At 72.7% G+C, this 25415-nt stretch carries 19 protein-coding genes; 8 read left to right on the top strand and 11 right to left on the bottom strand.

What is annotated here, in order from left to right:
- Positions 1-206 precede the first annotated feature (206 nt).
- Both WMF36_RS18490 and WMF36_RS18485 read right to left on the bottom strand, forming a co-directional pair.
- Positions 207-4328, bottom strand: coding sequence for a serine/threonine-protein kinase (locus WMF36_RS18490; protein WP_437580932.1), 4122 nt, complete (start codon positions 4326-4328; stop codon positions 207-209).
- A 1-nt stretch (position 4329) separates the two neighbouring features.
- Positions 4330-5151: a hypothetical protein gene (locus WMF36_RS18485; protein ID WP_437580931.1), complete on the bottom strand. Its 822-nt coding sequence runs from the start codon at positions 5149-5151 to the stop codon at positions 4330-4332.
- Positions 5152-5871: 720 nt separating this feature from the next.
- Here WMF36_RS18485 and WMF36_RS18480 point away from each other — a divergent pair.
- Both WMF36_RS18480 and WMF36_RS18475 read left to right on the top strand, forming a co-directional pair.
- A complete protein-coding gene (locus tag WMF36_RS18480) occupies positions 5872-6363 on the top strand; it encodes a CBS domain-containing protein (RefSeq protein ID WP_437581934.1) in 492 nt (163 codons plus the stop codon).
- A 263-nt stretch (positions 6364-6626) separates the two neighbouring features.
- Positions 6627-7706 carry an Rpn family recombination-promoting nuclease/putative transposase gene (locus WMF36_RS18475; RefSeq protein WP_437580930.1) on the top strand — a complete coding sequence of 360 codons (1080 nt, stop codon included), beginning with the start codon at positions 6627-6629 and terminating at the stop codon, positions 7704-7706.
- Positions 7707-7803: 97 nt separating this feature from the next.
- Here the strand turns inward: WMF36_RS18475 and WMF36_RS18470 are convergent, their stop codons facing one another.
- Positions 7804-8616, bottom strand: a complete 813-nt coding sequence (locus tag WMF36_RS18470; protein WP_437580929.1) for a metallophosphoesterase family protein — start codon at positions 8614-8616, stop codon at positions 7804-7806.
- Positions 8617-8630: 14 nt separating this feature from the next.
- Positions 8631-8981, bottom strand: coding sequence for a BolA family protein (locus WMF36_RS18465; RefSeq protein ID WP_437580928.1), 351 nt, complete (start codon positions 8979-8981; stop codon positions 8631-8633).
- A gap of 302 nt (positions 8982-9283) precedes the next feature.
- On the opposite strand from WMF36_RS18465, the gene WMF36_RS18460 reads away from it, so the two are divergent.
- On the top strand, positions 9284-10015 hold the full coding sequence (locus WMF36_RS18460) for a hypothetical protein (protein ID WP_437580927.1): 732 nt from the start codon (positions 9284-9286) through the stop codon (positions 10013-10015).
- Between the two features lie 20 nt (positions 10016-10035).
- Here the strand turns inward: WMF36_RS18460 and WMF36_RS18455 are convergent, their stop codons facing one another.
- The 7 genes from WMF36_RS18455 to WMF36_RS18425 form a co-directional block, all read right to left on the bottom strand.
- The gene (locus WMF36_RS18455) at positions 10036-11466 is read right to left on the bottom strand and encodes a hypothetical protein (protein WP_437580926.1); all 1431 of its coding nucleotides are present in this window, start codon (positions 11464-11466) and stop codon (positions 10036-10038) included.
- A gap of 139 nt (positions 11467-11605) precedes the next feature.
- Complete coding sequence (locus tag WMF36_RS18450) at positions 11606-12622, bottom strand: ABC transporter ATP-binding protein (protein ID WP_437580925.1); 1017 nt, start codon at positions 12620-12622, stop codon at positions 11606-11608.
- Positions 12619-13632 carry an ABC transporter ATP-binding protein gene (locus WMF36_RS18445; protein WP_437580924.1) on the bottom strand — a complete coding sequence of 338 codons (1014 nt, stop codon included), beginning with the start codon at positions 13630-13632 and terminating at the stop codon, positions 12619-12621. The genes WMF36_RS18450 and WMF36_RS18445 overlap by 4 nt, the downstream gene beginning before the upstream one ends.
- A gap of 37 nt (positions 13633-13669) precedes the next feature.
- A complete protein-coding gene (locus WMF36_RS18440; protein WP_437580923.1) occupies positions 13670-14728 on the bottom strand; it encodes an ABC transporter permease in 1059 nt (352 codons plus the stop codon).
- A 2-nt stretch (positions 14729-14730) separates the two neighbouring features.
- Positions 14731-15651: an ABC transporter permease gene (locus WMF36_RS18435; protein ID WP_437580922.1), complete on the bottom strand. Its 921-nt coding sequence runs from the start codon at positions 15649-15651 to the stop codon at positions 14731-14733.
- Positions 15652-15961: 310 nt separating this feature from the next.
- Complete coding sequence (locus WMF36_RS18430; protein ID WP_437580921.1) at positions 15962-16327, bottom strand: glutaredoxin domain-containing protein; 366 nt, start codon at positions 16325-16327, stop codon at positions 15962-15964.
- Positions 16328-16597: 270 nt separating this feature from the next.
- On the bottom strand, positions 16598-17566 hold the full coding sequence (locus WMF36_RS18425; RefSeq protein WP_437581933.1) for a quinone oxidoreductase family protein: 969 nt from the start codon (positions 17564-17566) through the stop codon (positions 16598-16600).
- A 95-nt stretch (positions 17567-17661) separates the two neighbouring features.
- On the opposite strand from WMF36_RS18425, the gene WMF36_RS18420 reads away from it, so the two are divergent.
- From WMF36_RS18420 to WMF36_RS18400, 5 genes are all read left to right on the top strand, one after another.
- Positions 17662-19224, top strand: coding sequence for a GH1 family beta-glucosidase (locus WMF36_RS18420; protein WP_437580920.1), 1563 nt, complete (start codon positions 17662-17664; stop codon positions 19222-19224).
- A gap of 280 nt (positions 19225-19504) precedes the next feature.
- Positions 19505-20947 carry a hypothetical protein gene (locus WMF36_RS18415; protein ID WP_437580919.1) on the top strand — a complete coding sequence of 481 codons (1443 nt, stop codon included), beginning with the start codon at positions 19505-19507 and terminating at the stop codon, positions 20945-20947.
- Between the two features lie 109 nt (positions 20948-21056).
- Entirely contained in the window at positions 21057-22682 is a 1626-nt protein-coding gene (locus tag WMF36_RS18410) for a family 43 glycosylhydrolase (protein WP_437580918.1), read from the top strand.
- A gap of 247 nt (positions 22683-22929) precedes the next feature.
- Complete coding sequence (locus WMF36_RS18405) at positions 22930-24339, top strand: hypothetical protein (protein WP_437580917.1); 1410 nt, start codon at positions 22930-22932, stop codon at positions 24337-24339.
- 477 nt (positions 24340-24816) lie between these two features.
- Positions 24817-25386, top strand: coding sequence for a hypothetical protein (locus WMF36_RS18400; protein WP_437580916.1), 570 nt, complete (start codon positions 24817-24819; stop codon positions 25384-25386).
- Positions 25387-25415: the final 29 nt, after the last annotated feature.

Genomic DNA, 25415 nt, shown 5'->3' with positions numbered 1-25415 from the left:
GCACCTCGCTCATCCTGGACAATCGGCAGGCTGGTGGCCTCCCTCGCATGGGTCACGTTGGTCCAGGCGGCGCGACAGGCCATCAGCGCAGCGGCTTCAAACCGTCCCTGTCGCGCCGAGTCGCCCGGGAAGCGGATGCGCACGGGCGGGCGAGGCGGAGGCGGCATGCACCCCTCGGGCCGGCCAGCTCGCTGCGGCGCCCAGGACTACGTCGCTGCGGCGCCCAGGACGATGCGCGCGTTCTCCGGCACCGCGGTCAGGAACCGCTCGCGCCGCCGTGGGTCTGCGATCCGCTGGGCCCGCGCGAGCAGGCTCTCCCTGGCGTCGGCGAGCACGGCGGCCGCCTCGCCGTGGGCGCCGGACGCCGCGAGCGCCTCGGCGTACGCGAGCCGCACGAGCGACTCGCCCTCTTCCAGGGAGCCGAGCGCCGCGAGCTCGCCGAACGCCTCCCGCGCCGCGTCGAGCGCCGCCGCGACCTGGCCGCCGGCGAGCAGCGCGCGCGCGCGCACCGCCACGGCGGGCGCGCGCAGCCGCGGGGCCACGTGCAGCGCCGCCTCGGCGGCGCTCGCCTCCCGCTCGGCCGTCGCGGCGTCGCCCGAGAGCAGCGCGATCTTCGCGAGGTAGGTCCGCGCCACGCCCTCCATGCGGAGGTCGCCCCGCAGCTGGAACGCCTCCACCGCGCGCCGCTCGACGAAGAGCGCCTCGTCGAGCCTGCCGAGCTGCCCGAGCACGTGGCCGAGGTTGTGCAACGCCACGGTGGCGAGCTCGCGCAGCCCCATCCGATCGGCGGCCTCCTGGGCGGCGCGCAGGACGGACTCGGCCGCCCCGAGCTCGCCGAGCTCCGCGTAGATGAAGCCGAGGTTCGCGCCGATCACGCACGCGCTGCGCCTGTCCCCGGCCTGCTCGAAGGCCGCGAGCGCCGCCTCCAGGCCCTCGAGGCACGCCTCGGGGTCGCCGCCGGCCGAGGCGCGGATCGCGCGGAGCTGCTGCGCCATCGCGACGAGCTCGGCGTCCGGCGGCGGGAGCGCGCGGAGGCCCTCGTCGATGCGCGCGAGCAGGGCGTCGGCCTCGGCGTAACGGCCGCCGAAGACGAGCTGCGCGCCGCACTCGCAGAAGCACGCGATCCGCGCGCGCCGCAGCGCGGCCGCGCCGGAGGGCGGCGACGCGGAGGGCGGCGAGGCGAGCGCGCTGGAGGGCGGCGACGCGGCCGGATCGCTCGCCGCGGACAGACCTTCGGCGACGGCGGCCCACCCCGCCACGCGGTCGACGGCGCCGAGCTTCCCCGCCGCGGCGGCGATCTGGGTGACGGCCCGGAACCACCCGGGGGAGCCGGCGGGGAGCAGCTCGGCCGCGGACGCGCCCAGCGCCTCGGCGGCGGCGAGGTCGCCCTCCCAGACCTTGACCTCCGCCGCGACGAGCCGGAGCGCGCCGAGGTCCTCGCCCGCGGCGCCGCACGCCTCGCCCCAGTTGGCGCGCTCGAGCGCGGCGCGCAGGTCGTTCGCCTCGAGCGACTGCTCGGCCGCGCGCCGGTACCAGCGCACCGCGCGGCCGGGCTCTCCGCCCCGGCGGAAGTGCTCGGCCACGACCCTCGGATCCGCGGAGGCGCCCCGCTCGAGCCACGCGCCCGCGAGCCGGTGGCCGAGCGCGCGATCGGGCTCGGTCAGCATGGCGTAGGCGGCCTCGCGGACGAGCGTGTGGCGGAAGACGTAGTCGGCGGCGTCGGTGAGGCTCCCCGACCCGGAGGCCGGCGCGACGAGCTCGCGGTCGGCGAGCGCCCTGAGCCAGGCCTCCACGTCGGCGAGGTGCCCCTCGCCGCCGAGCAGCGCCGCGACGCCGCGCTTCGAGAAGCGATCGCCGAAGATGCTGGCCGCCCGGAGCACGCGCTTGCCCTCGTTGCCCTCGGCGTCGAGCCGCGCCTCGACCGTGCCGAGCACCGAATCGGGCAGGAGCTCGCCCTTGCCGCTCGCGACCGCCCGGATGAGCTCCTCGAGGTAGAACGGGTTGCCGCCGGCGCGCTCGACGAGGTGCGCGACCACGCCCTCGGCCGCGGACGCGCCGAGCGCGGCGCGCACGAGCTCCGCGCTCGCGCGGCGCGGCAGCAGGCCGAGCTTGATCGTCTGCACCTCGCGCTCGGCCCACAGGCTCGGGAACTGCCGGTGGACGTCGGGGCGCGCGAGCGCGAGCAGCATGAGCGGCAGCTCGCGGAGGTTCCGGAGGGTCGCGTCGAGCAGGCGCACGGTGGCGGCGTCGCCCCAGTGCAGGTCCTCCAGCGCGACGAGCACCGGGCGCGCGGCGCACTCGGCCGCGAGCCAGTCCTCCCACGCGGCCCACACGCCGTCGCTCACGCCGGCCGCGCTCTGGCGCGCGGCGCGCAGCAAGCGGGCGTGCTCCGGCGACGGCGCGCCGGCGATCTCGCCGAGGAACGCCGCCGCGCGCTCGAGCGCCGGGCCGCCGAGGTGGCGTCCGAGCCGCTGCTTCAGCTTGCGGTGCCGCGCCGACGCCGGGTCGCGCGCGCGGAGGCCGGCGGCCCGGCAGAGCACGTCGGCGACCATGCCGAACGGCGAGCCGGCGGAGCCCGAGTCGGCGCGGCCCCAGAGGATCTCGACCGGCTCGTCGCGCTGCCGCAGGGCGGCGAAGAGCTCCAGGCGGAGCCGGGATTTGCCGGCGCCGGGCGGCCCCAGGACGAGCACGGCGCTCGCGAGCGACTCGGAGATGCAGCCGGAGAGCACGCCGTGGAGCATGGAGAGCTCGCGGGCGCGGCCGACGCAGGGCGTGCGCTTCCCGAGCAGCGCGGGGGCGATCTCGTCGACGGCGCGCTCGCCGGAGAGGACGAGCGGCTCGCCCGGTGTCGAGGGGGCGGGGGTCATCGAGTGGACCACGCGCGCGACGACGAAGCGCGGCCCGAGCATGTCGGCGGTCGCGCTGTCGAGGCGCACGGCGCCGGTGGGCGCGGCGCGGAGCTCGGCGAGGCCGCGGTCGATGGCGTCGCCCTCGGCGAGGCCCGCGGAGAAGACGCCCCGCCCCGTGATGACGCAGAGCGGTGCGTCCGGTAGCTCGGCGCGGAGGGCGAGCGCGCACTGGGCGGCGCGCTCGGCGCGATCCACGGCGCTGCCGGGGCCGGACATCATGACGAGGTCGACGCCCGGGACGAGCTGCGTGAGCCTGCCGCCGTGGAGCTCGACGAGCGCGCGGAGCTCGGCGGCGCGCGATGTGGACGCGGGCGGCAAGCCGGCCGACGCGGGCGGCGGCGAGCCGGCCGAGCGGGGCGGCGGCGAGCTCGGGGTCTCCGTGGCCTGCGCGGCCGGCCGCGGCGCCCGGACCGCGCCGTGGTCGGCCTCGCCGAGGAAGATGAGGCTCACGACGCGCTGCTCGTCCAGCGTGAGGGCGGCGCGCTCGCGCGGGCCGGCGCCGCGGACCGGCGCGCTCCCCCCCGCGAGCGTCGGCGCGCCGGGCGGTTCGCTCCCCGAGAGCGTCGGCGCGTCGGGCGGCGCGGTCCACACGCCATCCATCGCGACGATCCGGTCGAGCTCCGCCCCGACCTCGGCGCCGTCGCGCGGGCGGTCGCCGGGCAGCCTGGACAGCATGCGCGCGACGAGCTCGTCGAGCGGCGCGGGCGCGTCCGCGCGCAGGTCGCGGAGGCGGGGCGGCTCCTGGAGGAGCATCTTGCTGAGCGCGGCCATCGGGCTCGCGCCTGCGAAGGCGGGCTGGCCGGTGAGGCACTCGAACAGGACGCACCCGAGGGAGAACACGTCGCTGCGCGGATCGGGCGCGCACCTGGCCTCGACCTGCTCCGGGGCCATGTACCCGGGCGTGCCGAGCACGCCGCCGGTGACGGTCACGCGCCCCGCGTCCGCGCTGGGCCGCGCGATGCCGAAGTCGACGAGCTTGACCCGCCCGGCGTCGCCGCCGGGGAGGAAGAGGTTGCTCGGCTTGATGTCGCGGTGGACGATGCCGCGCGCGTGCGCGAACGCGAGGGCGTCGGCGGCCCGGCGCACGAGCGAGAGCCCCTCGCTCGCAGGCAGGAAGCGGCGGGCGAGGCGCGCGGCGAGGTCCTCGCCGTCGAGCCATTCCATGGCGAGGTAGCGGTCGCCTTCCGGCGTGCTGCCGTGCGCGATGTAGCGCACGATGCCCGGATGGACGAGCGCGGCGAGGAGGGCGGCCTCCCGCTCGAACCGCTCGACCTGGATCGCGCTCCTCAGGCGGACGATCTTGAGGGCGACCGAAACGCCGCCGAGGCGGTCGTGCGCCTTGTAGACGGTGCCCATCCCGCCCGCGGCGGCCTCTCCTTCGATGACGAAGCGCCCCGCGATGATCTCCGCGTGGCCCACGTCAGCGCAGGAACGCGGTGACCGAGCCCGGGTGCGGCGTCTTCTCGACCGAGAGCTTGCCCGAGCGGCCGCGGACCTTGCCGCGGCAGTTCGGGAAGCTGCCGTCGCCGCTCGGCGCGTCGCACAGGCTGTCGCACGAGCCGGCGACCTCGATCGCGCACGTCTCGAGCGACGGCCCGCAGACGCGGGGGATGGCGGAGGCCTCCGGAGGAAGGCATGCGTGGTAGCGGGGCACCTCCGCGAAGATGTCGCCGTAGTACGTCGCCTCCCGCGTGGGGTACGCGGAGCGCTCGACCTTGTCGGCGCGGAGCTCCGCGCGATCGCCGCGGAGGGAGAGGCTCACCTTCTGTCCGAGGTAGTTGACGCGGGCGAGGACGCAGCCGCTGACCCAGGTCCGGCACGCGCCGTCGCAGGAGCCGCCCTCCTGGCCCCAGCCCGGCGCGAGGCCGAGCTCTCCCGGGAAGGAGAGCTCGTCGTCGTCGAGCGCGACGGTGAGGCGCTCGCCTGCTGGCAGCGCGCAGCTCGCGATGTACCGCAGCACGGTGCGTGCGGACGGGTCGCGGAGCGCCTCGGCCGTGAGCGGGTTGTCCGAGAGCGCCTGGCCCGTGAGCGCGTTCGACGTCAGCGCCTTCGACGTCAGCGCCTCGGCCGTGAGCGCGTTCGACGTCAGCGCGTTCGACGTCAGCGCGTTGTGCGACCGGACGGGCTGGGACGCGGCGTCGTCCGCGGCCTCGGCCTCCGGGTCGAGCGGGGCCGCGCATGCGCCTGTGAACAGCGCGGCGACGGCCAGGACAAGTGCAGCCAGCTTCGGCGAATGCTCCATGGTGAATGCCCCCCTGGGATGCCCATGAGCTCTTCGCCCGTGAGCTCCCGAAACGACCGGCGCCGCGACGCGGGCCACGGGTGCTCGCATCGAACGCCGGTACGTAGATCTTGGTTCAAGTGCACGAGCCGCGAAGAAGCCAACAAGGCCGGAGCGGCCGATGTCGGTCATCTCCGCCACAGCAACCCATGGAAAGATGTCACTGATGAATCGCGCGGCAAAGACCGACGCGCACGCAATATGCTCTTTTTTTGTGTCGCGGCGCGATCGCTCTGTCGGCGCTGTCGGCGCGAGACTCCCGCTCTGTCCACGGTATCAAGAACAGCGATGCTGGTACCGGGGACGGAGGCGCGATGGGCGACGTCGCCGTGATGAGCGGCGAGGCGGGGTCCTGTCGCTGACAGCCACCCTCCTGCCGGGGTAGTGGTCAAAATTGAACATGAAGGCGGGGAGGCGGGAAGAAAAAATCAATGATCTTCCCGTCTTCTCGCCTTCATGTGAATTCTTTCTGGGCGAATGTGACCACTACCCCTGCCGGGCGGCGTTCGGGGGGCGTTCGCCGCGCTGGCGTCGTCGGGGGGTGGATGACAGCTTTCTACCGGCCTGCGGGGGCGGCCCGCCGGGTTGCGGGGTCGGCCGGGAGGGCCGCGCTGAGCTCGTCCGGGCCGGGGCGCGCGCTGCTCTCTGCGGCGTTCGCCCGAGGGAGGGACGGTGGGGAGGATGAACGGCGGCTGGACGGACTGCTCGGCGCGGTGCGTCGCTGCGCCCTTGACGCCGCTGCACGTTGATCATTACATGCCGCAGACCATGAAGGGCCATGCGCGCAATCTGATGACCGAGCGCGTGATCGCTCTGGAGCAGGGCACGCCGGTCACCGACATGTTGCAGCTGTTCGCGAAGCATCACCTGAGCGGCGCGCCGGTCATCGACGAGGGCCACCGCATCGTCGGGTTCGTCAGCGAGACGGATCTCCTGGGCGTGCTCCTGCGCAAGGAGTACGAGGGCATGACGGCCGCGGACGTGATGAGCACCCCGCCCATCTGCGTGGACGAGTTCATGCCCACCGACGAGGTGATGACCCTGCTCCGCGAGAACCGGATCCACCATCTGCCGGTCGTGCGCGAGGGGCGGCTCGTCGGGATCATCACGCCACAGGACATCCTGCGCTATCTCGTGGAGCGGGTGCTGCCGCTCCCGCCGGCCTCCGCCTGAGGCGAAGGGCCCCCGGAGGGCAGCTCATCGCTCTCCCCTCTCCATCGGCGCCGGCGCGTTGGGAGCGATGTCCACCTGTGTCTCTGAGAACGCTGGAGCGGCTTCAGGCCGCGCCCGATCCGCTCCAGCAGACGCGGGAGTCTTCTTGTGCATCGCGCTGGATACCTCCTGCTCGCAGCCGATGAAATGGAGAGCTGGAATCCATGCTGCGACCGATCTGCTGAAGATTTGCCTCCTGCGCGTCGGTCCTCGAGGGTTGCCTCATGCCGAAGTCGCCGCGCAAGCGTGCGCTGAGCTCCCCCCACGATGCGCTGTTCCAGTGGACCTTCTCCCAGCGCGAGCACGCCGTCGGCCTGCTGAAGGCCGCGTTGCCGTCGTCGCTGGCCGCGGCCGTGCGCTGGAGCACGCTGCGCGTGGAGAAGGGCAGCTTCGTCGACCGCGCACTGCGCAGCCGTCATAGCGACCTCGTGCTCTCCGCCAGGATCGGCGAGGGGCGCGTCTACTTCTACGTCATCGTCGAGCAGCAGCGCGACGTCGAGGCGCTGATGGTCTTTCGCATGGGCCTGTACATGATGCGCCTGTGGGAGCAGATCGTCCGCGATCAGCCGGGATTGAAGAAGCTGCCTCCGATCATGCCGGTGCTGATTCACCACAGCGACACGGGGTGGACGGCGGCCAGAGCCTTCCAGGATGTCGTCGCGGTCGATGGCCCGGAGCGGGCGGCGCTCCTGCCGCACGTCCCGTGCTTCGAGCTACGTCTGATCGACGTGAGCGGCGGGCGGGCCGGCGATCTGGTGGAGCAGGCGCTGACGGCGCTGGGGAAGGTGGTGCTGTGGTGCCTGTCGGTGTCCGGCGACGACGCGCGGCTCGAGCGGGAGATCGCGCGCACCGCGGCGGCGCTGGACGAGGTGCTGCAGGCGCCGAACGGGCTCGCTGCCCTGGAGGCGCTCTTGCGCTATCTTGTGGCCACGCACGCGCGCTTCAGCGTGCGGAAGATCGGTCGGCTCTTGGAGAAGGCGGCGGGCCCGCGGGCCCAGGAGGCCATCGTGACGACGCTGGACGAGATCGAACGCAGGGGCGAGCGCAGAGGACGCGCTCAGGGCGAGCGCAGGGGGCGCGCTCAGGGGCGCGCTCAGACCCTCCTGGAGCTGCTCACGGCCCGGTTCGGCGCCGTGCCGGCCGAGGTGAGCGCCCGGATCCTGGCCGCGAACGAGGCGGCGCTCGTCGCATGGACGACGCGGGTGCTCACCGCCCCGACGCCGGAGGACGTCCTCGTCGAGGACGGCAAGCGCCCCGCACCGGCGCGGCGCCCTGCGGCACGCAAACGTGCTCGGCGGAGCTGACCCGAGGAACGCCGCCACCGCTCGACCGGAGGCGGCCACCGGCTCGGCTGGGCCCGCCAGCCGGCGGTGAAGCGCGGTGAGCGCGCCGGCCGGCCGCCTACCGCCGCTCGAACTGGTACCGCGCTCGCTCGGCGCCCTCGATCTCGACAACGATGCGCTTCGGGCCGAGCCGCACGACGGCGTGCGCGGCGGCGGGGCGGCCCGGCGCGTCGTCGTCGAGGTTCTCGATCAGGCTCTGGAGCGTCACGTACGGGATACCGCGGATCACGTCGAGGTGGTTCCAGTGCAGGTGGCCGTTGAAGACGGCGAGGACGCCGTGCTCCTCGAAGAGCTTCCGCATCGCCCGTCGCTCGCGCACGAGGCAGATGTGCGGGCTCCCCTCGAACCAGCGGTTGCCCCGGAGGTCTTGATCGGCCGCGCTGTGGTGCATCAGCACGACCTTGGGCAGCGAGGACGCCGCGAGGTCCTCGGCGAGCCAGGCGAGCTGCTCGGGCCCCACCGACACATCGTGATCCTTGCGCTCGCGCGTGTGCAGGACCGTGAAGTGGAACCCGCCGCGGTCGAACGCGTAGTGGAGCCGGGTCACCTCGGGCCTGCCCCAGGCGGACAGCAGATCGGCCTCGCTCAGGTGGACGACGTCGTGGTTGCCGGCGACGTGGAAGAGCTCGGCCCGCACGCCGCGGAGCGCGGCGATGCACTCGCCGTAGCGCGCCCGATCGGCCTCGGGCCCCTCGTCCTCGATGTCGTCGCCCAGGTTCACGACGAGCTCGGGCCGCGTGAGCTCGTTCATCCGCTCCACGAAGGCACGCGTGAGCGCGGGCGCCTCGCCCGTGAGCTTGCGCAGCTTGCCCCCGAACGACGCCTGCGGGCCGAAGTGCAGGTCCGAGACGAGCGCGACGACGAGCTCCATGCGCGGCTCGCCGCTCAGCTCGACTTCGCGCCGGAGCCCGGCGCCGCCTTGGAGCCGCCCAGGCACGCGGGAGAGCGGAAATCCGCGCCGCCCTGTCGCTCCCACTCGTCCGGCGTCATCGCGCGGATCGTCAGGGCGTGCAGCCCGGCGCCGAACTCCTCGCGCACGACGTCGTTGACGCGCCGGTGGCGCTCGAGGGGGCTCATGCCCCGGAACGCCTCGCTCACCACGAGCACCTTGAAGTGGGTCTCCGAGCCCGCCGGCACGCTGTGCATGCGGCTCTCGTTCTCCACCTCGAGGTGCACGGGATCGAGCGCGCGAGCGAGCTTGCTCTGGATCGACTCCTGCCTGGTCGCTGTCGTCATGGCCGCGCGAAGCTTAGCCTCGGCCGCCCCACCGGTCACCGGGTGAGCGTCGCCGGGAAGGCGGCGGCGCGTCCGCCCGCCGGGGCCCAGGCGGAGCGCGGTCCGCGGCCGCCGGGGCGCGGCGCCGTCCCCGCAGAACCTCCGCGGGTGCCCGCGGGGCCCTCGGTGGTGCCTGCAACGGCCCCTGGCGATGCCGGCGCGGCCCTTGGCGGTGCCTGCGGGGGCCCTCTGCGGGCCACGGGCGGGGCCGTTCGCGGACGAAGGGATTGCCCGGCGCCACGCCAACGGATAAACCGCGCGGCATGGCATCCCCGATCGTTGCGCGGTTCGCGCTCGTCCTCGTCGCCGGGCTCTCCGGCGCTTCCGGCTGCGGCGACGACGGGACGTCGAGCGCCCCCGGCCCGACCGGAACGCCCCAGATCGAGATCGTGAGCCCGAAGGACGGCGCATGCGTCGCGATCGGGGCGCGCTCGACCGCCTCTTCCGGCGACGGGCCGACGATTCCGATCAGCGTCACGGTCTCGGAGCTCCTCCTCCGCCCTCCCGGCACTTGCTTGACGTACCGGCAGTGCGGGCACCTGGAGCTCAGCGTCAACGGCGAGGAGAACAACGCCGCGGCCGGCCGTGTGATCGACGTGCGTCTCGACAAGCTCGAGCCCGAGGAACGCTACGGCGAGCTCGCGATCACCCTCACCGCCGTGAGCGACACGGGCGAGCCGCTCCTCGGCGGCGAGGGCAAGCAGGAGCCGCTCACCCGAAGCCTGTCGCTGACCATCGCGGAGTCGTGTGAAGACGGCAGCGGCGAGGGCGGCTCGGGCGGCGAAGGCGGTTCCGACGGCTCGGGCGGCGACGGCGGCGCCGACGGCTCGGGCGGCGAAGGTGGTTCCGACGGCTCGGGCGGCGAAGGCGGCTCCGACGGCTCGGGCGGCGAAGGCGGCTCGGGCGGCGAAGGCGGCTCCGACGGCTCGGGCGGCGAAGGCGGCTCCGACGGCGCAGGTGGCTCGACTGGCGCAGGTGGCTCAGGCGGCGGCTGAGCCGAACGCTCGGAGACCTTTCACTTCGCCTGCGGATCGGCGCGCGGCAGGCCTCGCTCATCGAACAGCAGAGCGATGTCGACGTGGAACTGAGCTCTGCGGGAGGACGGCGGCGCCCGGTGTGAGCTCGGCGGCGGCGTGGGGTGACCGCCGTAGGGCTCACCTTCCTGTGCGCCCGGCGCGAGCGCCTCTCGCTGAGGCGATGCCGCTCCCGGCTGCGACCCCAGGGTCTCCGGCCGCGGGTGCCCCGCCCCCCGCTGCGACGCCGGCGCCGGCATCTCCCGCCGAGGAGGCGCCCCCGCAGGCTGCGTCTCCCGCCGCGAGCTCGGCGCTGCCGCTTGCGAGCCCGCCACCGGCGTGTCCCGCCGGGGAGGCGCCCCGGCAGGCTGCCGCGAGCTCGGCGCCGTCGGCTGCGACAGCGGCGCCGGCGTGTCCCGCCGCGCGTACGCCGCGGCCGGCTGTACCTCTCGCCGCGGGTACACCGCGGCCGGCTGCGACAGCGGCGCCGGCGTGTCCCTCCGCGCATACGCGGAGGCCGGCTGCGTCGCCCCCCGCGAATACATCGCGGCCTCCTGCGAGCCCGCCACCGGCGTGTCCCGCCGCGGGTACCCTCCCGGCAACGGCGCCTCCCGCCGCGCGTACCCACCCGCCGGCTGCGAGCCCGGCAGCGGCGTCTCCCGCCGCGCGTACGTGCCCCCTCTGGCCGCGGGCGGCACCGCGTCCCGGCGCGCAACCACCACGCCGGCCGGCGCCGGCGGCGACGAGGGCACCTCACGGCGCGCGCGCGAAGAGGACGGCGCCAGCGTCATGACGCCCAGACGCTCCGAGCGCGGCGCAGCCGGATCGAGCGGCCGGTACGCCGCCTCCCCGGACGCCCCGGCACCCGAGCGCTCCGGTCGGTGCGCGGCCACGGCAGCCGCCACGCGCTCGCGGGACGCAAGCTCGTGCGCGCCCGCGCTCCGCGGCCCGGAGCGCGGCAGCGGCGTCGACTCGGCGTCGCGCCGCGACGACGCATCCGCCGTCATCACCCCGAGCGTCCAGCGCTCCGAGCGCGGCGCCGAGGACCCATCGTCCCCAGGCGTCAGCGAGTAGCGCCCCGGCGTGAGCTGCCACGAGCGCTGCTTGCGGCTCTCGCGCGCCGCCGTGCCGAGCATCGCCCCGAGCTCGTCGTCCTTCAGCGTCTCGTCGACCCGCACGAGCGTGCTCACCACCTCGCGCGCGATCTCCTCGAACGCCTCGGGAGCCAGCGCGTAGGTCGACGGCGTGACCACGATGACCACCGGCCGGCGCTCCTCCGCCAGCGCCGCAGCCATCGAGACAGGACACGCCTTGACAACGATCCCCACGTCCATCGCCGCCGCCTGGCAGCGCTCCAGCAGCGCCTGATCGCCGCCGATGAGAAGGGCCGTCGGGATCTGGGCGCGAAGCGTGGCGTCAGAAATTCGCGGCATCGGTCCAAGAATCCTAACCTCCCCGGCCCAAGCAGAGGTCAGGAAAATCCTGTCATCGGACATTCCCCGTCATGTCTGGACAGCGAGCTCAACCGATGTCGGGAACTGCTGTCGGGAACTGCGCGCTGCTGGATCACCCTCACGGATGCATAGGTACCGTGGGTAACTCGGTGAGGTGGCAAGCAGCCCAGTGACCAGGACGGCGCTCCTCCAGCGGAGGCACCTCGATGCTGCACCGCTCCATCGCATAGGGACAGCGGGTGTGGAAATGGCAACCGGACGGCGGGTTCAGCGGACTCGGCACCTCGCCGACGAGCGTCAGGCGACGCCGTTTGCGCTCCACGTCGGGATCGGGGATCGGGATCGCCGACAGCAGCGCCTGCGTGTACGGATGCTGCGGTGAGCGGAATAATGCATCTGGACGAGCGCGCTCGACGATCCGGCCGAGGTACATCACCGCGATCTCGCTTGACAGATGGCGAACCACCGCGAGGTCGTGCGCCACGAACACGTACGTGAGCGACAGCTCGCGCTGGAGCGAGGCGAGCAGGTTGACGATCTGCGCCTGGATGCTCACGTCGAGCGCGCTGACCGGCTCGTCCGCGATCACGAGCTTCGGCCGCAGGGCGATCGCGCGGGCGATGCCGATCCTCTGCCGCTGGCCGCCGGAGAACTCGTGCGGGTAGCGCCGCATGTACGAGGGCGAGAGCCCCACGAGCTCCATCAGGCGCGCCACCTCGCGGAGCGACTCGTCGCGCGACGAGACGAGGCCGTGGGTGGAGAGCGGCTCGGCGATGAGGTCGTGGACCGTCATGCGCGGGTTCAGGCTCGCGTACGGGTCCTGGAAGATCATCTGCATCTCGCGGCGCGCCTTGCGCAGCGCGCGCGGGTCGAGCGTCAGGACCTCCCGGCCGTCGATCTTCACGCTCCCCGACGTCGGCGCGACGAGGCGGAGGATCCCCCGCCCCGTCGTCGATTTGCCGCAGCCGGACTCGCCGACGAGGCCCAGCGTCGCGCCGCGCTCGACGTCGAAGGAGACGCCGTCGACCGCGCGCACCGTGCCGACCTGCCGCTGGAGCAGGCCGCGCCGCACCGGGAAGTGGACCTTGAGATCGCGCACCGAGAGCAGCGGCGGGGGTGTGGCGGGTGTGGTCATGGCGCTCGTCCGGCGACGTCCTCGACGTGGCACCGCACGACGTGCAGCGCCCTCCTGTCCCCCGCGCCCGAGACGACCCGCGGCGGCGGCGCCTCCTCCTGGCACACGGAGACCGCGTGCGCGCAGCGCGGGTGGAATGGGCAGCCCGGCGGCAGCCGCGCGAGCGACGGCGGCATCCCCGGGATGGGGACGAGGTCGTCGCCGCGCGCGCCGTCGAGCCGCGGGATCGACCGCGACAGGCCGATCGTGTACGGGTGCCGCGGGGCGTGGAAGATGGCGCCGACCGGGCCCTCCTCGACGATGCGCCCGGCGTACATGACGGCGACGCGATCGGCCATCTTCGCGACGACGCCGAGGTCGTGCGTGATGAGCAGGACCGCCGCGCCGAGCGCCTCCTTCCGCTCCTGGATGAGATCCAGGATCTGCGCCTGGATCGTGACGTCGAGCGCCGTCGTCGGCTCGTCGGCGATGAGCAGGTCCGGGTCACAGAGCAGCGCCATCGCGATCATCACGCGCTGCCGCATCCCGCCCGACAGCTGGTGCGGGTAGTCGTCGATCCGCGACGCCGCCGCGGGGATGCCCACCGCCTGCAGCATCTCGACGCTGCGCCGGCGGGCCTCGGTGCGCCGCATGCCGCGGTGCAGCTCCAGCACCTCGATGAGCTGCTCGCTCACCCGGAGATAGGGGTTCAGCGACGTCATCGAGTCCTGGAAAATCATCGCGATGCGGTCGCCGCGGATGCGCTCCATCCGCGCCTCGCTCGCCTCCGCGAGGTCCTCGACGACGCCCCCCTCGGACTCGAGCAGGATCTGGCCGCCGACGATCCTGCCCGGCGGGTCGGGGATGAGCCGGAGCAACGAGAGGCTCGTCACGCTCTTGCCCGAGCCGGACTCGCCGACGATCCCGAGGACCTCGCCGCGATCGAGGCTGAAGGAGATGTCGTCGACCGCGCGCACCACCCCTTCCTCGGTGAAGAAGTGGGTCTTCAGGTTCTTGACCTCGAGCAGCATGGTCCGTGCGGGCGCGCGCCGTGGGAGCGGCGTCCCTTCAGTCCTTTCGGATGCGTGGATCGAGGGCGTCGCGGAGCCCGTCGCCGAGGAAGTTGAAGCAGATCAGCGTGAGCGCGAGCATCAGCGCCGGGAAGATGAGCTGCCAGGGGAAGAGGTCCATCGCGTCGGCGCCCGTGGACGCGAGCAGGCCCCAGCTCGACAGCGGCTCCTGCGTGCCGAGGCCGAGGAAGCTCAGGAACGCCTCGGTCATCATCACCTCGGGGATGGTGAGCGTCGTGTAGACGATGATCGGGCCGAGCGCGTTCGGCACGAGGTGCCGGAAGATCAGCGCGGTGTGGCCGACGCCGATCGAGCGCGCCGACTCGATGAACGGCTGGCTGCGCAGCGCGATCACCTGACCGCGCACGATGCGGGCCATCGTGAGCCAGGAGATGCCGCCGAGGGCCGCGAAGACGACGACGATCTGGAAGATGGGGAAGTAGCTCGGATCCGAGGGATCCTGGACGAACAGGCCGAGCGCGACCTTCCAGGCGCGGTAGAGGGCCGTCTGGTCGTTCGCGAAGAAGACCATGAGCAGGATGACGAGGATGAGGAACGGGAACGTGTAGAGCACGTCCACGATGCGCATCATGATCGCGTCGACCTTGCCGCCGAAGTAGCCGGCGACGCCGCCCCAGCTCACGCCGATGACGAAGCTGACGAGCGTCGCGACGATGCCGACGGCGAACGAGATGCGCCCGCCGAAGAACACGCGGGCCATGAGGTCGCGGCCGAAGTAGTCGGTGCCCATCCAGTGCGCGAGCGACGGCGGCTGCGCGCCGAGCTTGAGGTCGGCCTTGTCGTACTGGTAGCTCGACAGCTCGGGGACGAGGATGCAGGCGAGGATCATCGCGACGAGCACGACGCCGCAGGCGACCGCCGCGCGGTTCTTGCGGAGCCTCCGCCACGCGTCGCGCCCGAGGCTCGACCCCTGCTCGAGCGCGTCGAGCCGCAGCGGGGCGGCCGGGCGCGGCGCCGCGCCGCCGGGGACGGCGGGCAGGTCGGCGGGCGAGGCGTCGGCGGGCGCGGCGGCGTGCGGCGGGGGGGCGGCGGGCATGGTCAGCGCAGCTCCACCCGCGGGTCGATGAAGGCGTACGCCACGTCGACGATCGCGTTGAAGAGCATGAGCAGGAAGCCGTAAACGAGCATGACCCCCATCACGAGGTTGTAGTCGCGGTTCGTGGCCGCCTCGACGAAGTAGCGGCCCATGCCGGGGATGTTGAAGATCTTCTCGACGACGAGGGAGCCGACGAGCAGGCCGCTGAAGCCCGGGCCGAGGAAGCTCACGACCGGGAGCAGCCCGCCCCGGAGCGCGTGCTTCAGGACGACCTTGCGCTCGGAGAGCCCCTTGGCGCGCGCGGTGCGGATGAAGTCGGAGCGGATCACCTCGAGCATCCCGCCGCGCGTCAGCCGGGCGATGTAGGCGGCCACCGGGAGCCCGGAGCAGATGATCGGGAGCACCATGTGCCGCCACGTCTCCCAGCGGGCGACCGGGAACCAGTAGAGCTTGAGCGAGAAGACGAGCATGAGCAGCGGCGCGAGCACGTACCGCGGCACGCTGAGGCCGACCATGGCGACCGCCATGGCCGCCGTGTCCTTCCAGGTGTTCTGGCGGATCGCCCCGACGATGCCGAGGGGGATGCCCATCGCGAGGGCGAAGAGCATCGCCCAGAACCCGAGCTGCATCGACACGGGCAGGCTGAGGGCGATGATCTCGTTGACGGTGCGGTTCGGGTACTTGAACGTCGGGCCCAGGTCGCCTTTCGTGACGAGCGCAAGGAGCCAGTCGCCATACTGCTTCAGCACCGGATCGTTCAGGTGGTACTTGGCGTCGAGCTGCCGCTGGACCTCGACGGGCACGGCCCGCTCCTGGTCGAACGGGCCGCCCGGCACGATGCGCACCAGGATGAACACAAGGGTGGCGACGAGGAAGAGCGTGGGGATGATGGAGAGCAGCCGCTTGATCGCGTAGGTGCTCACGGCGCGCCGCCTCCGGGCCGTCGAGCCGCGCCGCTCCCCTCGTCATCCCGCCGTCTTCCGTGGATCCCGAGCGATGTCACGAGGTGCCTCCGAGCTGCCGTCCTTCAGCGCGGCGACGGCCGCGAGGGCGCGCCGCGCCTTCCCGCATATCACGGAATCACCGGCCGGCGCGTCGTTTCGCGCGCCGCGCCGCGGTCGAGGCGGCCTGCGCGCTGGCCCGCCGCCGCGCGCGCGGCGCGCTGATGCGCGTTTGCGTGGTGGCGCGTTTGCGTGTTGGCGCGTTCTGTGCCCGACGTTCAGCCGCGCCTCGTCAGGACTGCCCCTTGAGCTTGCCCTGGTCGCGGAGCTTCACGAGGTCGCTGTGGCCGCCTTCGAGGACCCCGTCGACGAACACCATCGGGAACGTCGGGAAGCCGGCCCAGAGCTTGAGAGCGAGCCGCTCCTTCCACTTGGAGAGGTAACTCCCGTACTCCAGGTAGGTATATTTCACGCCCTCTCCATCGAGCAGCTGCCGCGCCTTCTTCACGATGGGATTCTGGGCCATCCCGACGACGACGACCCGGTCGCGGCTCACCGCGGCCGCGACCTCATCGACGACGGCGCGATGGAAGCTGGCGAGCTGCGACTTCACCGCCTCGGAGACCTTCTCGGGCACAAGCGTGGGACGTTCAATCATGAGATGTGCACCTCTGCGCCGGCAGCGTACTGGCGCGGAGGACGCGCGGTCAACATCGGAGCCGGACGGCGCTACCGCGCTTCGCGGTCCCGATCGAACGCGCCGCATTCCCACGCGATCTCGCCGCGGACCCTCGTGCCCATGCCACGCCAGATCGCTTATCGTCTTTTTGCGCCCTGGCGCCTTGGCGTTTGAATCTTCTTCTGGCCTCGTGGCGGCCAGATCTCCCTCTCCACCTGGCGCCCTGGCAGCTCGCCCCCTGCCTGCGCGCTACGGAAGGAGCAGCACCTTCCCCATCGTCGCTCGCCCGGCGAGCGCGCGGTGCGCCTCGGCCGCCTCGGCGAGCGGGTACGTGGCGCCGACGGAGATCGTGAGCTCGCCGCGCGCGATCGCGCCGAGCACGTCGGCGGCGCGCTGGAGCAGCTCCTCGCGCGTCGCCGTGTAGTGCGCGAGGCTCGGTCGCGTGAGGTACAGCGACCCCTTCTGGTTCAGGATCTGCGGGTCGAACGAGGACACCGGCCCGCTCGACTGACCGAAGAGCACCATCATGCCGCGCGGGCGGAGCGCGCCGAGGCTCTTCGCGAACGTGTCGTGCCCGACCCCGTCGTAGACAACGTCGACGCCGGCGCCGCCCGTGAGCCGGCGCGCCTCGGCCTCGAAATCGGCCTGCGTGTACAGGATCACCTCGTCGGCGCCGGCGCCGCGCGCGAGCCGCGCCTTCTCCTCGGTCGAGACCGTGCCGATCACGCGCGCGCCGAGCCGCTTCGCCATCTGGCAGAGGAGCAGGCCGACCCCGCCCGCGGCCGCGTGGACCAGGCACGTGTGGCCGGGCCCGAGCGGGAACGTGGAGCGCGCGAGGTACTGCGCGGTGATGCCCTGGAGCATCGCGGCCGCCGCGCGCCTCGCGCCGACGCCTGCGGGCACGGGGACGAGCTTCGCGACCGGGATGCGGACGTGCGTGGCGTACGAGCCGGGGCCGCCGGTCCACGCGACCTCATCCCCCTCCCTCACCTCGGTGACGGAGGGCCCCACCGCCTCGACGCGCCCCGCGCCCTCGAGCCCGAGCGGGATCGGCGGATCGAGCTTGTACTGGCCGCTCCGCTGGTAGATGTCGATGAAGTTCACCCCCGCTGCCTCGACGCGGACCACGGCTTCACCCGGGCCAGGCGCGGGTGTCGGGTGCTCCTCGAGCTGCATCACCTCGGGGCCGCCGGCGGCCATGGGACGGATCGCGAGCATGTCGCCCATGTTGTCGACCCGGAGCGGGCCGTCAAGCAACCGGCGCAGGCACGACCCCATTGCTGCCCACCGGGCGCTGTGGATGATGCGTCCCCATGTCTGCTTCCACGCCTTCCGAGTCGCTCCCCCAGAACAACGCCTCTGGAGCCGCGTCCGCCCCGTCCGCTGCGACGGCAGCGGCGCCACCCGTCGCGGCAGCCTCGTCCACCTCCGCGCCCGCGTCGCCGCCCCCCTCGGCCGGCGCGGACCCAGCAGGCGCGACGGCCGCGCCGTTCCCCGCGGGCTTCCTGTGGGGCTCGGCCACCGCGGCCTACCAGATCGAAGGCGCCGCCACCGAGGACGGCCGCGGCCCCTCCGTGTGGGACGTCTTCTCGAACACCCCCGGCAAGGTCTTCGAAGGGCACACAGGCAACGTCGCGTGCGACCACTACCACCGCTACAAGGAGGACTTCGGGCTGCTCGCCGAGCTCGGCGCCAAGAGCTACCGCTTCAGCGTCTCATGGACACGGGTCCTCCCGGAGGGCACGGGCAAGGTCAACCCGAAGGGGCTCGACTTCTACGACCGGCTCGTCGACGAGCTCCTCCGCCTCGGCATCACGCCGATGTGCACGCTGTTCCACTGGGACTTCCCCCAGGCGCTCCAGGACCGCGGCGGGTTCCTCCAGCGCGACGTCGCCGACTGGTTCGCCGACTACACGACGGTCGTCGCCAGGCGGCTCGGGGATCGCGTACCGTGGTGGGTGACGCAGAACGAGCCCCAGGCGTTCATCGGCAACGCGCTCCTCGAGGGGCACTTCGCCCCCGGGCTCAAGCTCCCGTACCGGGAGTACCTGACCGCGGCCCACAACCAGATGCGGGCCCACGGCAAGCAGGTGGACGCCCTGCGGGCCGCGGTCAAAGCCGCGAAGATCGGCTACGTGCTCGCGACCCAGGTGCAGCGCCCCGCGACGGAGGACCCGGGCGACGTCGAGGCGGCGCGCGAGGCGATCTTCTCGGTCTACGAGCGGCACCCGTGGAACAACGCCTGGTGGATCGCGCCGGTGCTCGAGGGGCGGTATCCGGAGAGCGGCCTCCGGCTCTTCGGCAACGACATGCCCGACTTCCCCGCCAGCGACTTCGACCAGATCAAGCGGCCTATCGACTACCTCGGGCTCAACATGTACTCGGCGGGCACGTGGCGGCAAGGCAAGGACGGCAAGCCCGAGCGCGTCGCCTCCCCGCCCGGCTACCCGCGCGCGACGCTCGACTGGCTGCAGGTGGTCCCCAGCACCCTGTACTGGGGATCGAGGTACTTCTGGGAGCGATACAAGCTGCCGATCGGGATCACCGAGCACGGCACCTCCACGAGGGACCAGGTCTTCCTCGACGGCAAGGTGCACGACCCGCAGCGCATCGACCTCATGCACCGGTACCTGCTCGGCCTCGCACGGGCGGTGAAAGAGGGCGTCCCCGTCGTCGGGTACTGGGCCTGGTCGCTCCTCGACAACTTCGAGTGGGCCGAGGGCTACAAGGAGCGCTTCGGGCTCGTCTACGTCGATTACCAGACCCAGCGCCGGATCCCGAAGGACTCCTTCTCCTGGTACAAGGAGGTCATCGCGACCAACGGGCGCTCGCTCCTCGGGCCGACCGCCGTCGCCTGGGAGAACGTGACCGGCTGATCCCGGAGGCCCGCGGCCCGATTCTCCCCCTCGGGCCGCGCGGCGGGCGCTCTCCTGCGCCCTGCTCCTCATCACCCCCGTGGTCCCGAGCGCGGCCCTCGGGCGCACCGGCGTCGAGCTCCGGCTTTCCCGACGTGCTCTCCTTGCGCCGTCTTGAACGATGATACCGTGGCGGCGTGGGGAGGCAGGGATGAACAAAAGAGGGTCCGAGCTGAGGCGTCTTTCTCTGGTGGCCGCGGTGGCCACGTGCGGATGCGGCGCGAGGAGCAGCCTGGACGACATGGCATGGGCCCCGGCGAGCGGCCCGGAGGCGGGGGAAGGCGGCGCAAGCAGCAGCGTCGGCGCAAGCAGCAGCGTCGGCGCAAGCAGCAGCGTCGGCGCTAGCAGCAGCGTCGGCGCCGGCGGTGGCCCTCGCGCGTGCGAGGCTGGTTGCCTCCAGCTCGATTTCGCCCGTCAATTCGACAACGCCGAACCGTACGACCTCGCCGTCGATGCTCACGGTAACATCCTCGTGACGGGATACTTCGAAGGCACCGTCGACTTCGGGGGCGGCCCTCTCGTGAGCACGGGCAACGGTGACGCATTCGTTCTTAAGCTCGATCCGCTCGGCAACCACGTCTGGAGCCGGCGGTTCGGCGATGTCTCCTCCGTGATCGAGACCCAGACCGGGTTGGCCATCGCGGCCGACGCGTCAAGAAACATCGTGGTTGGGGGCCTATTCGCTGGAACAACCGATCTCGGCGGCGGCCCCGTGACGAGCGAGGGCGCGTGGAGCGGCTTCATCGTCGCGCTCGACGCCTCGGGACAGCACCTCTGGAGCAAGCAGCTCGGAGGGATCCACACGACCGTGGCCGTCCGCGCCGTCGCCCTCCGTCCGGCGGGCGGCGTCGTCCTCACCGGCGACTACACGGGAACCCTGGATCTCGGCGGGGGGCCCTTCACCACCAGCAGGGGAGCGTACAACGTCTTCGCCGCCAGGCTCGATTCCTCAGGCGGCCACCTCTGGAGCAGGAGCTTCGGCCGGCCGGGCTTCGCGAACGGTTCCACCGTCGCGCTGGACGCGGTGGGGAACATCGTGCTCGGAGGCGTCTTCGCTGACGTCGTCGACTTCGGCGGCGGCCCGCTCAGGCCCGCAAGGGGCTCGGAAATGCCCATGGCGTCCGACGTCTTCGTCGCCTCGCTCGGTCCGGACGGCGAGCACCGATGGAGCCAGAGGCTCGGCGGCGTCGAGGCTGAGGAGCACCGCAATACGATCGTGGATGGGGCAGGCAGCGTGATCACGCTCGGCTCCTTCGGCGGGACGTTCCAGTTCGGCGGCGACACGCTGACGGGCGATGGCCCCGACGCGTTCGTCACCAAGCTCTCCGCCGGCGGCGTGCCGATGTTCGCCAGGAGCTTCGATAGAGTGCAGGCGCTCGCCGCCGACACTGCCGGCAACACCTGGCTGACCGGCGCCTTCCCCTACGAAGCGGACTTCGGCTGCGGTCCGCTGATCGCGAGCCTCCAGGGGCTCTTCGTCGCCGGGCTCGACCCGCGAGGCGGCAGCTTCTGCAGCGTCCATTTCGAGCCTTCGGAGTACGGACGCCTGTCCCGGATCGCCGTCGATCCCGCCGGAGCCCCGGTCGTCATCGGGAACCTCAAGGGAACGATCGATTTCGGCGCCGGACCGATCACGAGCCCCGACGAGAAGGAATCGATGATCCTCGTCAAATTCACCCCGTGACCTCGCCGGGCTCGGTGCCGGCTCTGTCATTCCTTCCCTCATGCAACCAGGAACGAGCCCGAGCGACGCGGCATCGGAGATATCTCTCGTTGGCGTCCTTGGCGCCCTGGTGGTTCAAATTCTTGTCTCCCTGCTGCTCCTGGGCGGCTGCGGGGAGGATACCGACCTCGCGGGCTCGCCGCGGTCCACCGGCGCCGCGGGGCACAGCGGCGCCGGGACGGGCGGCGGCACCGCCGCTGTGTACACGAACCCGGTTGTTCCCGGGGACTTCGCCGACCCGTCGGTCATCCGCGTGGGGCACGAATCCTGGGCGACCGCGACGAGCTCCGAGTGGGGCGCGCCGTTTCCGCTCCTCCGCTCGACCGATCTCGTGAACTGGGAGCGCGTGGACACCGTGTTCCCCGAGCTCCCGTCCTGGGCCACCGGAAGCCTCTGGGCGCCCGAGATCAGCGAGGATGGCGGCCGATACTACGTCTTCTACACGGCCCGGCAGCGCGGCGGCCCGCTGTGCGTCGCCGCGGCCAGCGCCGCCGCGCCGGGCGGGCCGTACACCGATCACGGGCCGCTCACGTGCATGGAGGTCGGCTCCATCGACGGATTTTCGATCCGCGACGAGCACGGGGTGCGCCACCTCGTCTGGAAGGAGGACGGGAACAGCGTCGGAAAGCCGACGCCCCTCTGGGCCCAGGAGCTCTCGGAGCACGGCACCGCGCTGCTCGGTGCGCCGGTCGTGCTCTTCCAGAACGACGCCTCGTGGGAGGCCGACCTCGTCGAGGGGCCCTACCTGATGCGGCACGAAGGCCGCTTCTATGCCTTCTACTCGGGCGCCGGCTGCTGCGGCAGGGCGTGCAGCTACGCGCTCGGCGTGGCGCGCGCGACGAGCCTGCTCGGGCCCTGGGAGAAGAACCCGGCGAACCCAATCCTCGCCAGCAACGACGTCTGGAAGTGCCCCGGCCACGGCAGCTTGGTGGACGACGGCGGCGGGCGACTCTTCCTCCTCTACCACGCGTACAGCGTGGAGGACTCGGTGTACGTGGGCCGGCAAGGCCTGCTCGACGAGGTGATCTTCGGGCCCGACGGCTGGCCGGTCATCCGCGACGGCGGACCCAGCGCCGCCGCCGAGGCGCCGATCGCGCCCCAGGCGCCATGGCCCGCCGAGATCGTCGACGAGCTCGACGGCGACGCGCTCGATCCGCACTGGCAGTGGCCCGTGGTGGCGCGCCCCGAGGCCACCCTCGACCCCGGCGACGGCGGCTGGCTCGCGCTGCAGGCGATGCCGGGGGCCCCGGGCAGCCACCTCGGCGCGGTCCTCGGGCGCCCGACGCTGCGGGGCGACTACGAGGTGATCACGGAGGTATCGGCCCCGCCGGACGTCCAGGCGGGTCTCGCGGCCTACGGCGACGGCGACAACGCGGTCGGGATCTCGGTGGGCGGCGGGCGCGCCGCCGTCTTCCGCCTCGCGAACGGCGCCCTCGCGGTGGTGGCCGAGACGAGCGCGCCCGACCGCGCGCAGCTCCGGATGACGGTCGCCGACGGGCACCTGTTCCGCTTCGCGATCCGCGCCGGCGGGGCCGCCGCCTGGGTCCCGGTCGGCGACGTGGTGGACGCCGAGGCCGGCCCCGACCTGCCGCCCTGGGATCGCGGCGTGCGCGCGGCTCTGTTCGTGCGCGGCCCGAGCGGGGCCTCCGCGAGGTTCGCGTCGTTCCGCATGGCGCAGCCGGCGCCGCGGCGCTGAAGCCCATCGGTCGACCGCGCGACCGCGGGAGAGCCGGGCGTCGACCGTCACACGAGCGCTGCTGTCCACCGTCCCGGAGAACACCTTGGCTCGGCAGATTCGCAATGCGAGGCCAGCCGCGAGAGGCCGGGCTCAAGCTTGCAGAGATGTTTGCGAAGGCTCTGCGGATCGGGCGCGGATGAGCTACTCTCTGCGCCTTTACCTGGGTGCGTGTGAACGCACAGGCGCTCACAAGGAATACAAGGATATGGCTCTACGCAACGTTGTAGTCACGCTCACCGCGGCAGGTGGGATGTTCCTCGCCGCGTGCGATCCCGGCGACCCGCCCTCTTCCGGCGCTGGCGGCGCGGGCGGGGCTTCCGGCTCGGGAGGCTCGGGCGGCACGGTCGAGCCGGGGTGTCGCGCGCCCTCCGGCGGCCCGACGGTCCACGAGGGCGATCTGAGCGAGAGCGAGACCTGGACCGCGGACGGGAGCCCGCACATCGTGAGCTTCCCTGTCCGCCTCCGCGCCGGCGTGACCCTCACGATCGAGCCGTGCGCCGAGGTGCTGCTCGAGGAGGACACGGGCATCTCCGCGATGGACGAGGGCGCCGAGCTGAAGGCCGAGGGCACCGAGGCGCAGCCCATCGCGTTTCGCGGCAGCGAGGGCGCGCGGTGGAACGACGTCCACGTCGCGTGGCCGGCCAGGGCGACCCTCCGGCACGTGATCCTCGAGGGGGGCGGCGGCGATCGCTTCCACGCGAACGCGACGCTCTCCGCGTACGGGGCGTCCGTGACCCCCGCGGCGCCGGCCCTCCTCGTCGATCACGTGACGGTGCGCGGATCGCTCGGCGCCGGGGTGCTCCTCCTGCGGGCGTCGTCGTTCGCCGAGGGCTCCACGGACCTCGTGATCACGGAGAGCGGCAGCGAGGAGCACCCGTATCCGCTGGAGCTCGGGGAGCAGGCGATCGGCTCGATCCCTGTCGGCGAGTACACCGGCAATCGAAGGGACGAGATCCTGATCCAGGACGAGGGCGCCAATCAGACCTCCGGGCTGCAGCAGGACACGACGCTGCGCGACCGGGGCGTGCCCTATCACTTCGGCGACTGGCGCGACGCCCGCTTCAACATCGGCGCGGGCGGCGACGGCGCGCCGCTCACGACGCTCACCATCGAGCCCGGCGTCACCATCCGGTTCGAGCCCGGCAACTTCATGCAGATGGAGCGCTTCACCGGCGAGTTCGCGGCGAGCGGCGCCCTCCGCGCGCTGGGCACGCCGGAGAGGCCCATCGTCTTCACCTCGGCCGCCGAGAACCCGGCGCCCGGCGACTGGGGCGGGCTCTGGTTCGGCGGCATCCCGCGTGACGAGAACGTCCTGGAGAACGTCATCATCGAGTACGCGGGCTTTGACTGCGGCTGCATCCTGCTCAGCTGCAACGACCTCACGACGTTCAACGGCGCCGTCATCTTCAGCGAGGCGCCGGCCAGCGCGTTCATCCAGGGATCGACGTTCCGCCACGTCGCCGGCCACGGCGTCACCCGCGGGTGGGTCGGCACGGCCGGGCCCGATTTCGTCGCCGGGAACGCGTTCGAGGACGTGAGCGGCTGCAAGCAGACGCGCCCCTGGGTCGAGGGTCAAACGTGCCCTGATCCGAAGCCCGCCTGCCCGGAAGACTAGGACCGTCCCCGCCGCGCGACGATGAGTTCGTCGCCGCCCCCGACCCGCCTTTCGCGTGCGACGCGCGGACCGCCGTTGGTTCCATTCTCGCCGACGCTGGACAGCGTCGATCTGCTCCGCGGTGCGCAGCCGCGCGTCCAGCAGGGGGAGGGCCTGGCCGAACACCGCCTCCGTCGGGAGCACCCAGGTGAGCGCGAGCGGGCCGATGGCCGGCGCGGCATGAACCATCTCCTCCGGGAGGGCGCGCCCGTCGCTCAGGCGCATGATTTGTCAGACGATCGCGCGGCGCGACCCGGCGTGGACCGCGACGATCCCATCGTGTCGTCAGGGGCAGCGCAGATCTCGTACCGGTCCCACCCCCGGACGACCGCATCGCTCGACGCGCAGAGCGCATGAGCCGAGGGGCGCCGCGTGGTACACAGGCGGCGACTCGCCCTGCTCGGGGCATTGCTGCGTCTCTATCAAGGAGGTCTCAAAATGAGCTCATTCGTCAAGCGTCATCGGTTCGCGTTCTCGGTGCTCCTTCTCTGCGTCCCCGCGCTCACCGGCGCCGACGAGAGCGGCTGCGGCCGCCCTGCCCCCGCGCTCGACGAGCTCCGGGCGCCCGGCGTCGAGGAGGCCGCCGGCCCCGTGCGTCCCGGCCGATGCGTCGTCACCGGCTGTAGCGGGCAGGTCTGCGCCAGCAAGCACGTGGCCACGACGTGCGAGTGGCGCGAGGAGTACGCCTGCTATGGCGAGCACGGCATCTGCGAGCGCGACGCGTCCGGACAGTGCGGCTGGCGCGAGACGCCGGAGCTCGAGGCGTGCCTCGACGGCGGCGCGGCCCTCCGCGGCGCGGCGGCGGGCGGCGGGCCCACGGCCTGCGTCGTGACCGGCTGCAGCGGGCAGGTCTGCGCCAGCGAGCACGTGGCCACCACGTGCGAGTGGCGCGAGGAGTACGCCTGCTATGGCGAGCACGGCGTCTGCGAGCGCGACGCGTCCGGACAGTGCGGCTGGCGCAACACCCCCGAGCTCGACGCCTGCATCGTGTCGGCCTCGGGCAGCTGACCGGCGAGACGCAGGCTCGCATCCCCCGC

Origin of the sequence: Sorangium sp. So ce887, from assembly GCF_051521455.1 — a bacterium.
Taxonomy (GTDB): domain Bacteria; phylum Myxococcota_A; class Polyangia; order Polyangiales; family Polyangiaceae; genus Sorangium.
This window is presented reverse-complemented; position numbering and strand designations above follow the sequence as displayed.

Bases quoted from the DNA above. Each gene is read 5' to 3' on its own strand.
- WMF36_RS18415 (WP_437580919.1), top strand. From the start codon at position 19,505: ATGGCATGGGCCCCGGCGAGCGGCCCGGAGGCGGGGGAAGGCGGCGCA.
- WMF36_RS18470 (WP_437580929.1), bottom strand. From the start codon at position 8,616: ATGGAGCTCGTCGTCGCGCTCGTCTCGGACCTGCACTTCGGCCCGCAG.
- WMF36_RS18420 (WP_437580920.1), top strand. From the start codon at position 17,662: ATGTCTGCTTCCACGCCTTCCGAGTCGCTCCCCCAGAACAACGCCTCT.
- WMF36_RS18445 (WP_437580924.1), bottom strand. From the start codon at position 13,632: ATGCTGCTCGAGGTCAAGAACCTGAAGACCCACTTCTTCACCGAGGAA.
- WMF36_RS18425 (WP_437581933.1), bottom strand. From the start codon at position 17,566: ATGCTCGCGATCCGTCCCATGGCCGCCGGCGGCCCCGAGGTGATGCAG.
- WMF36_RS18405 (WP_437580917.1), top strand. From the start codon at position 22,930: ATGGCTCTACGCAACGTTGTAGTCACGCTCACCGCGGCAGGTGGGATG.
- WMF36_RS18465 (WP_437580928.1), bottom strand. From the start codon at position 8,981: ATGACGACAGCGACCAGGCAGGAGTCGATCCAGAGCAAGCTCGCTCGC.
- WMF36_RS18475 (WP_437580930.1), top strand. From the start codon at position 6,627: ATGCCGAAGTCGCCGCGCAAGCGTGCGCTGAGCTCCCCCCACGATGCG.
- WMF36_RS18440 (WP_437580923.1), bottom strand. From the start codon at position 14,728: ATGCCCGCCGCCCCCCCGCCGCACGCCGCCGCGCCCGCCGACGCCTCG.
- WMF36_RS18460 (WP_437580927.1), top strand. From the start codon at position 9,284: ATGGCATCCCCGATCGTTGCGCGGTTCGCGCTCGTCCTCGTCGCCGGG.
- WMF36_RS18455 (WP_437580926.1), bottom strand. From the start codon at position 11,466: ATGCCGCGAATTTCTGACGCCACGCTTCGCGCCCAGATCCCGACGGCC.
- WMF36_RS18430 (WP_437580921.1), bottom strand. From the start codon at position 16,327: ATGATTGAACGTCCCACGCTTGTGCCCGAGAAGGTCTCCGAGGCGGTG.
- WMF36_RS18400 (WP_437580916.1), top strand. From the start codon at position 24,817: ATGAGCTCATTCGTCAAGCGTCATCGGTTCGCGTTCTCGGTGCTCCTT.
- WMF36_RS18480 (WP_437581934.1), top strand. From the start codon at position 5,872: ATGAACGGCGGCTGGACGGACTGCTCGGCGCGGTGCGTCGCTGCGCCC.
- WMF36_RS18485 (WP_437580931.1), bottom strand. From the start codon at position 5,151: ATGGAGCATTCGCCGAAGCTGGCTGCACTTGTCCTGGCCGTCGCCGCG.
- WMF36_RS18450 (WP_437580925.1), bottom strand. From the start codon at position 12,622: ATGACCACACCCGCCACACCCCCGCCGCTGCTCTCGGTGCGCGATCTC.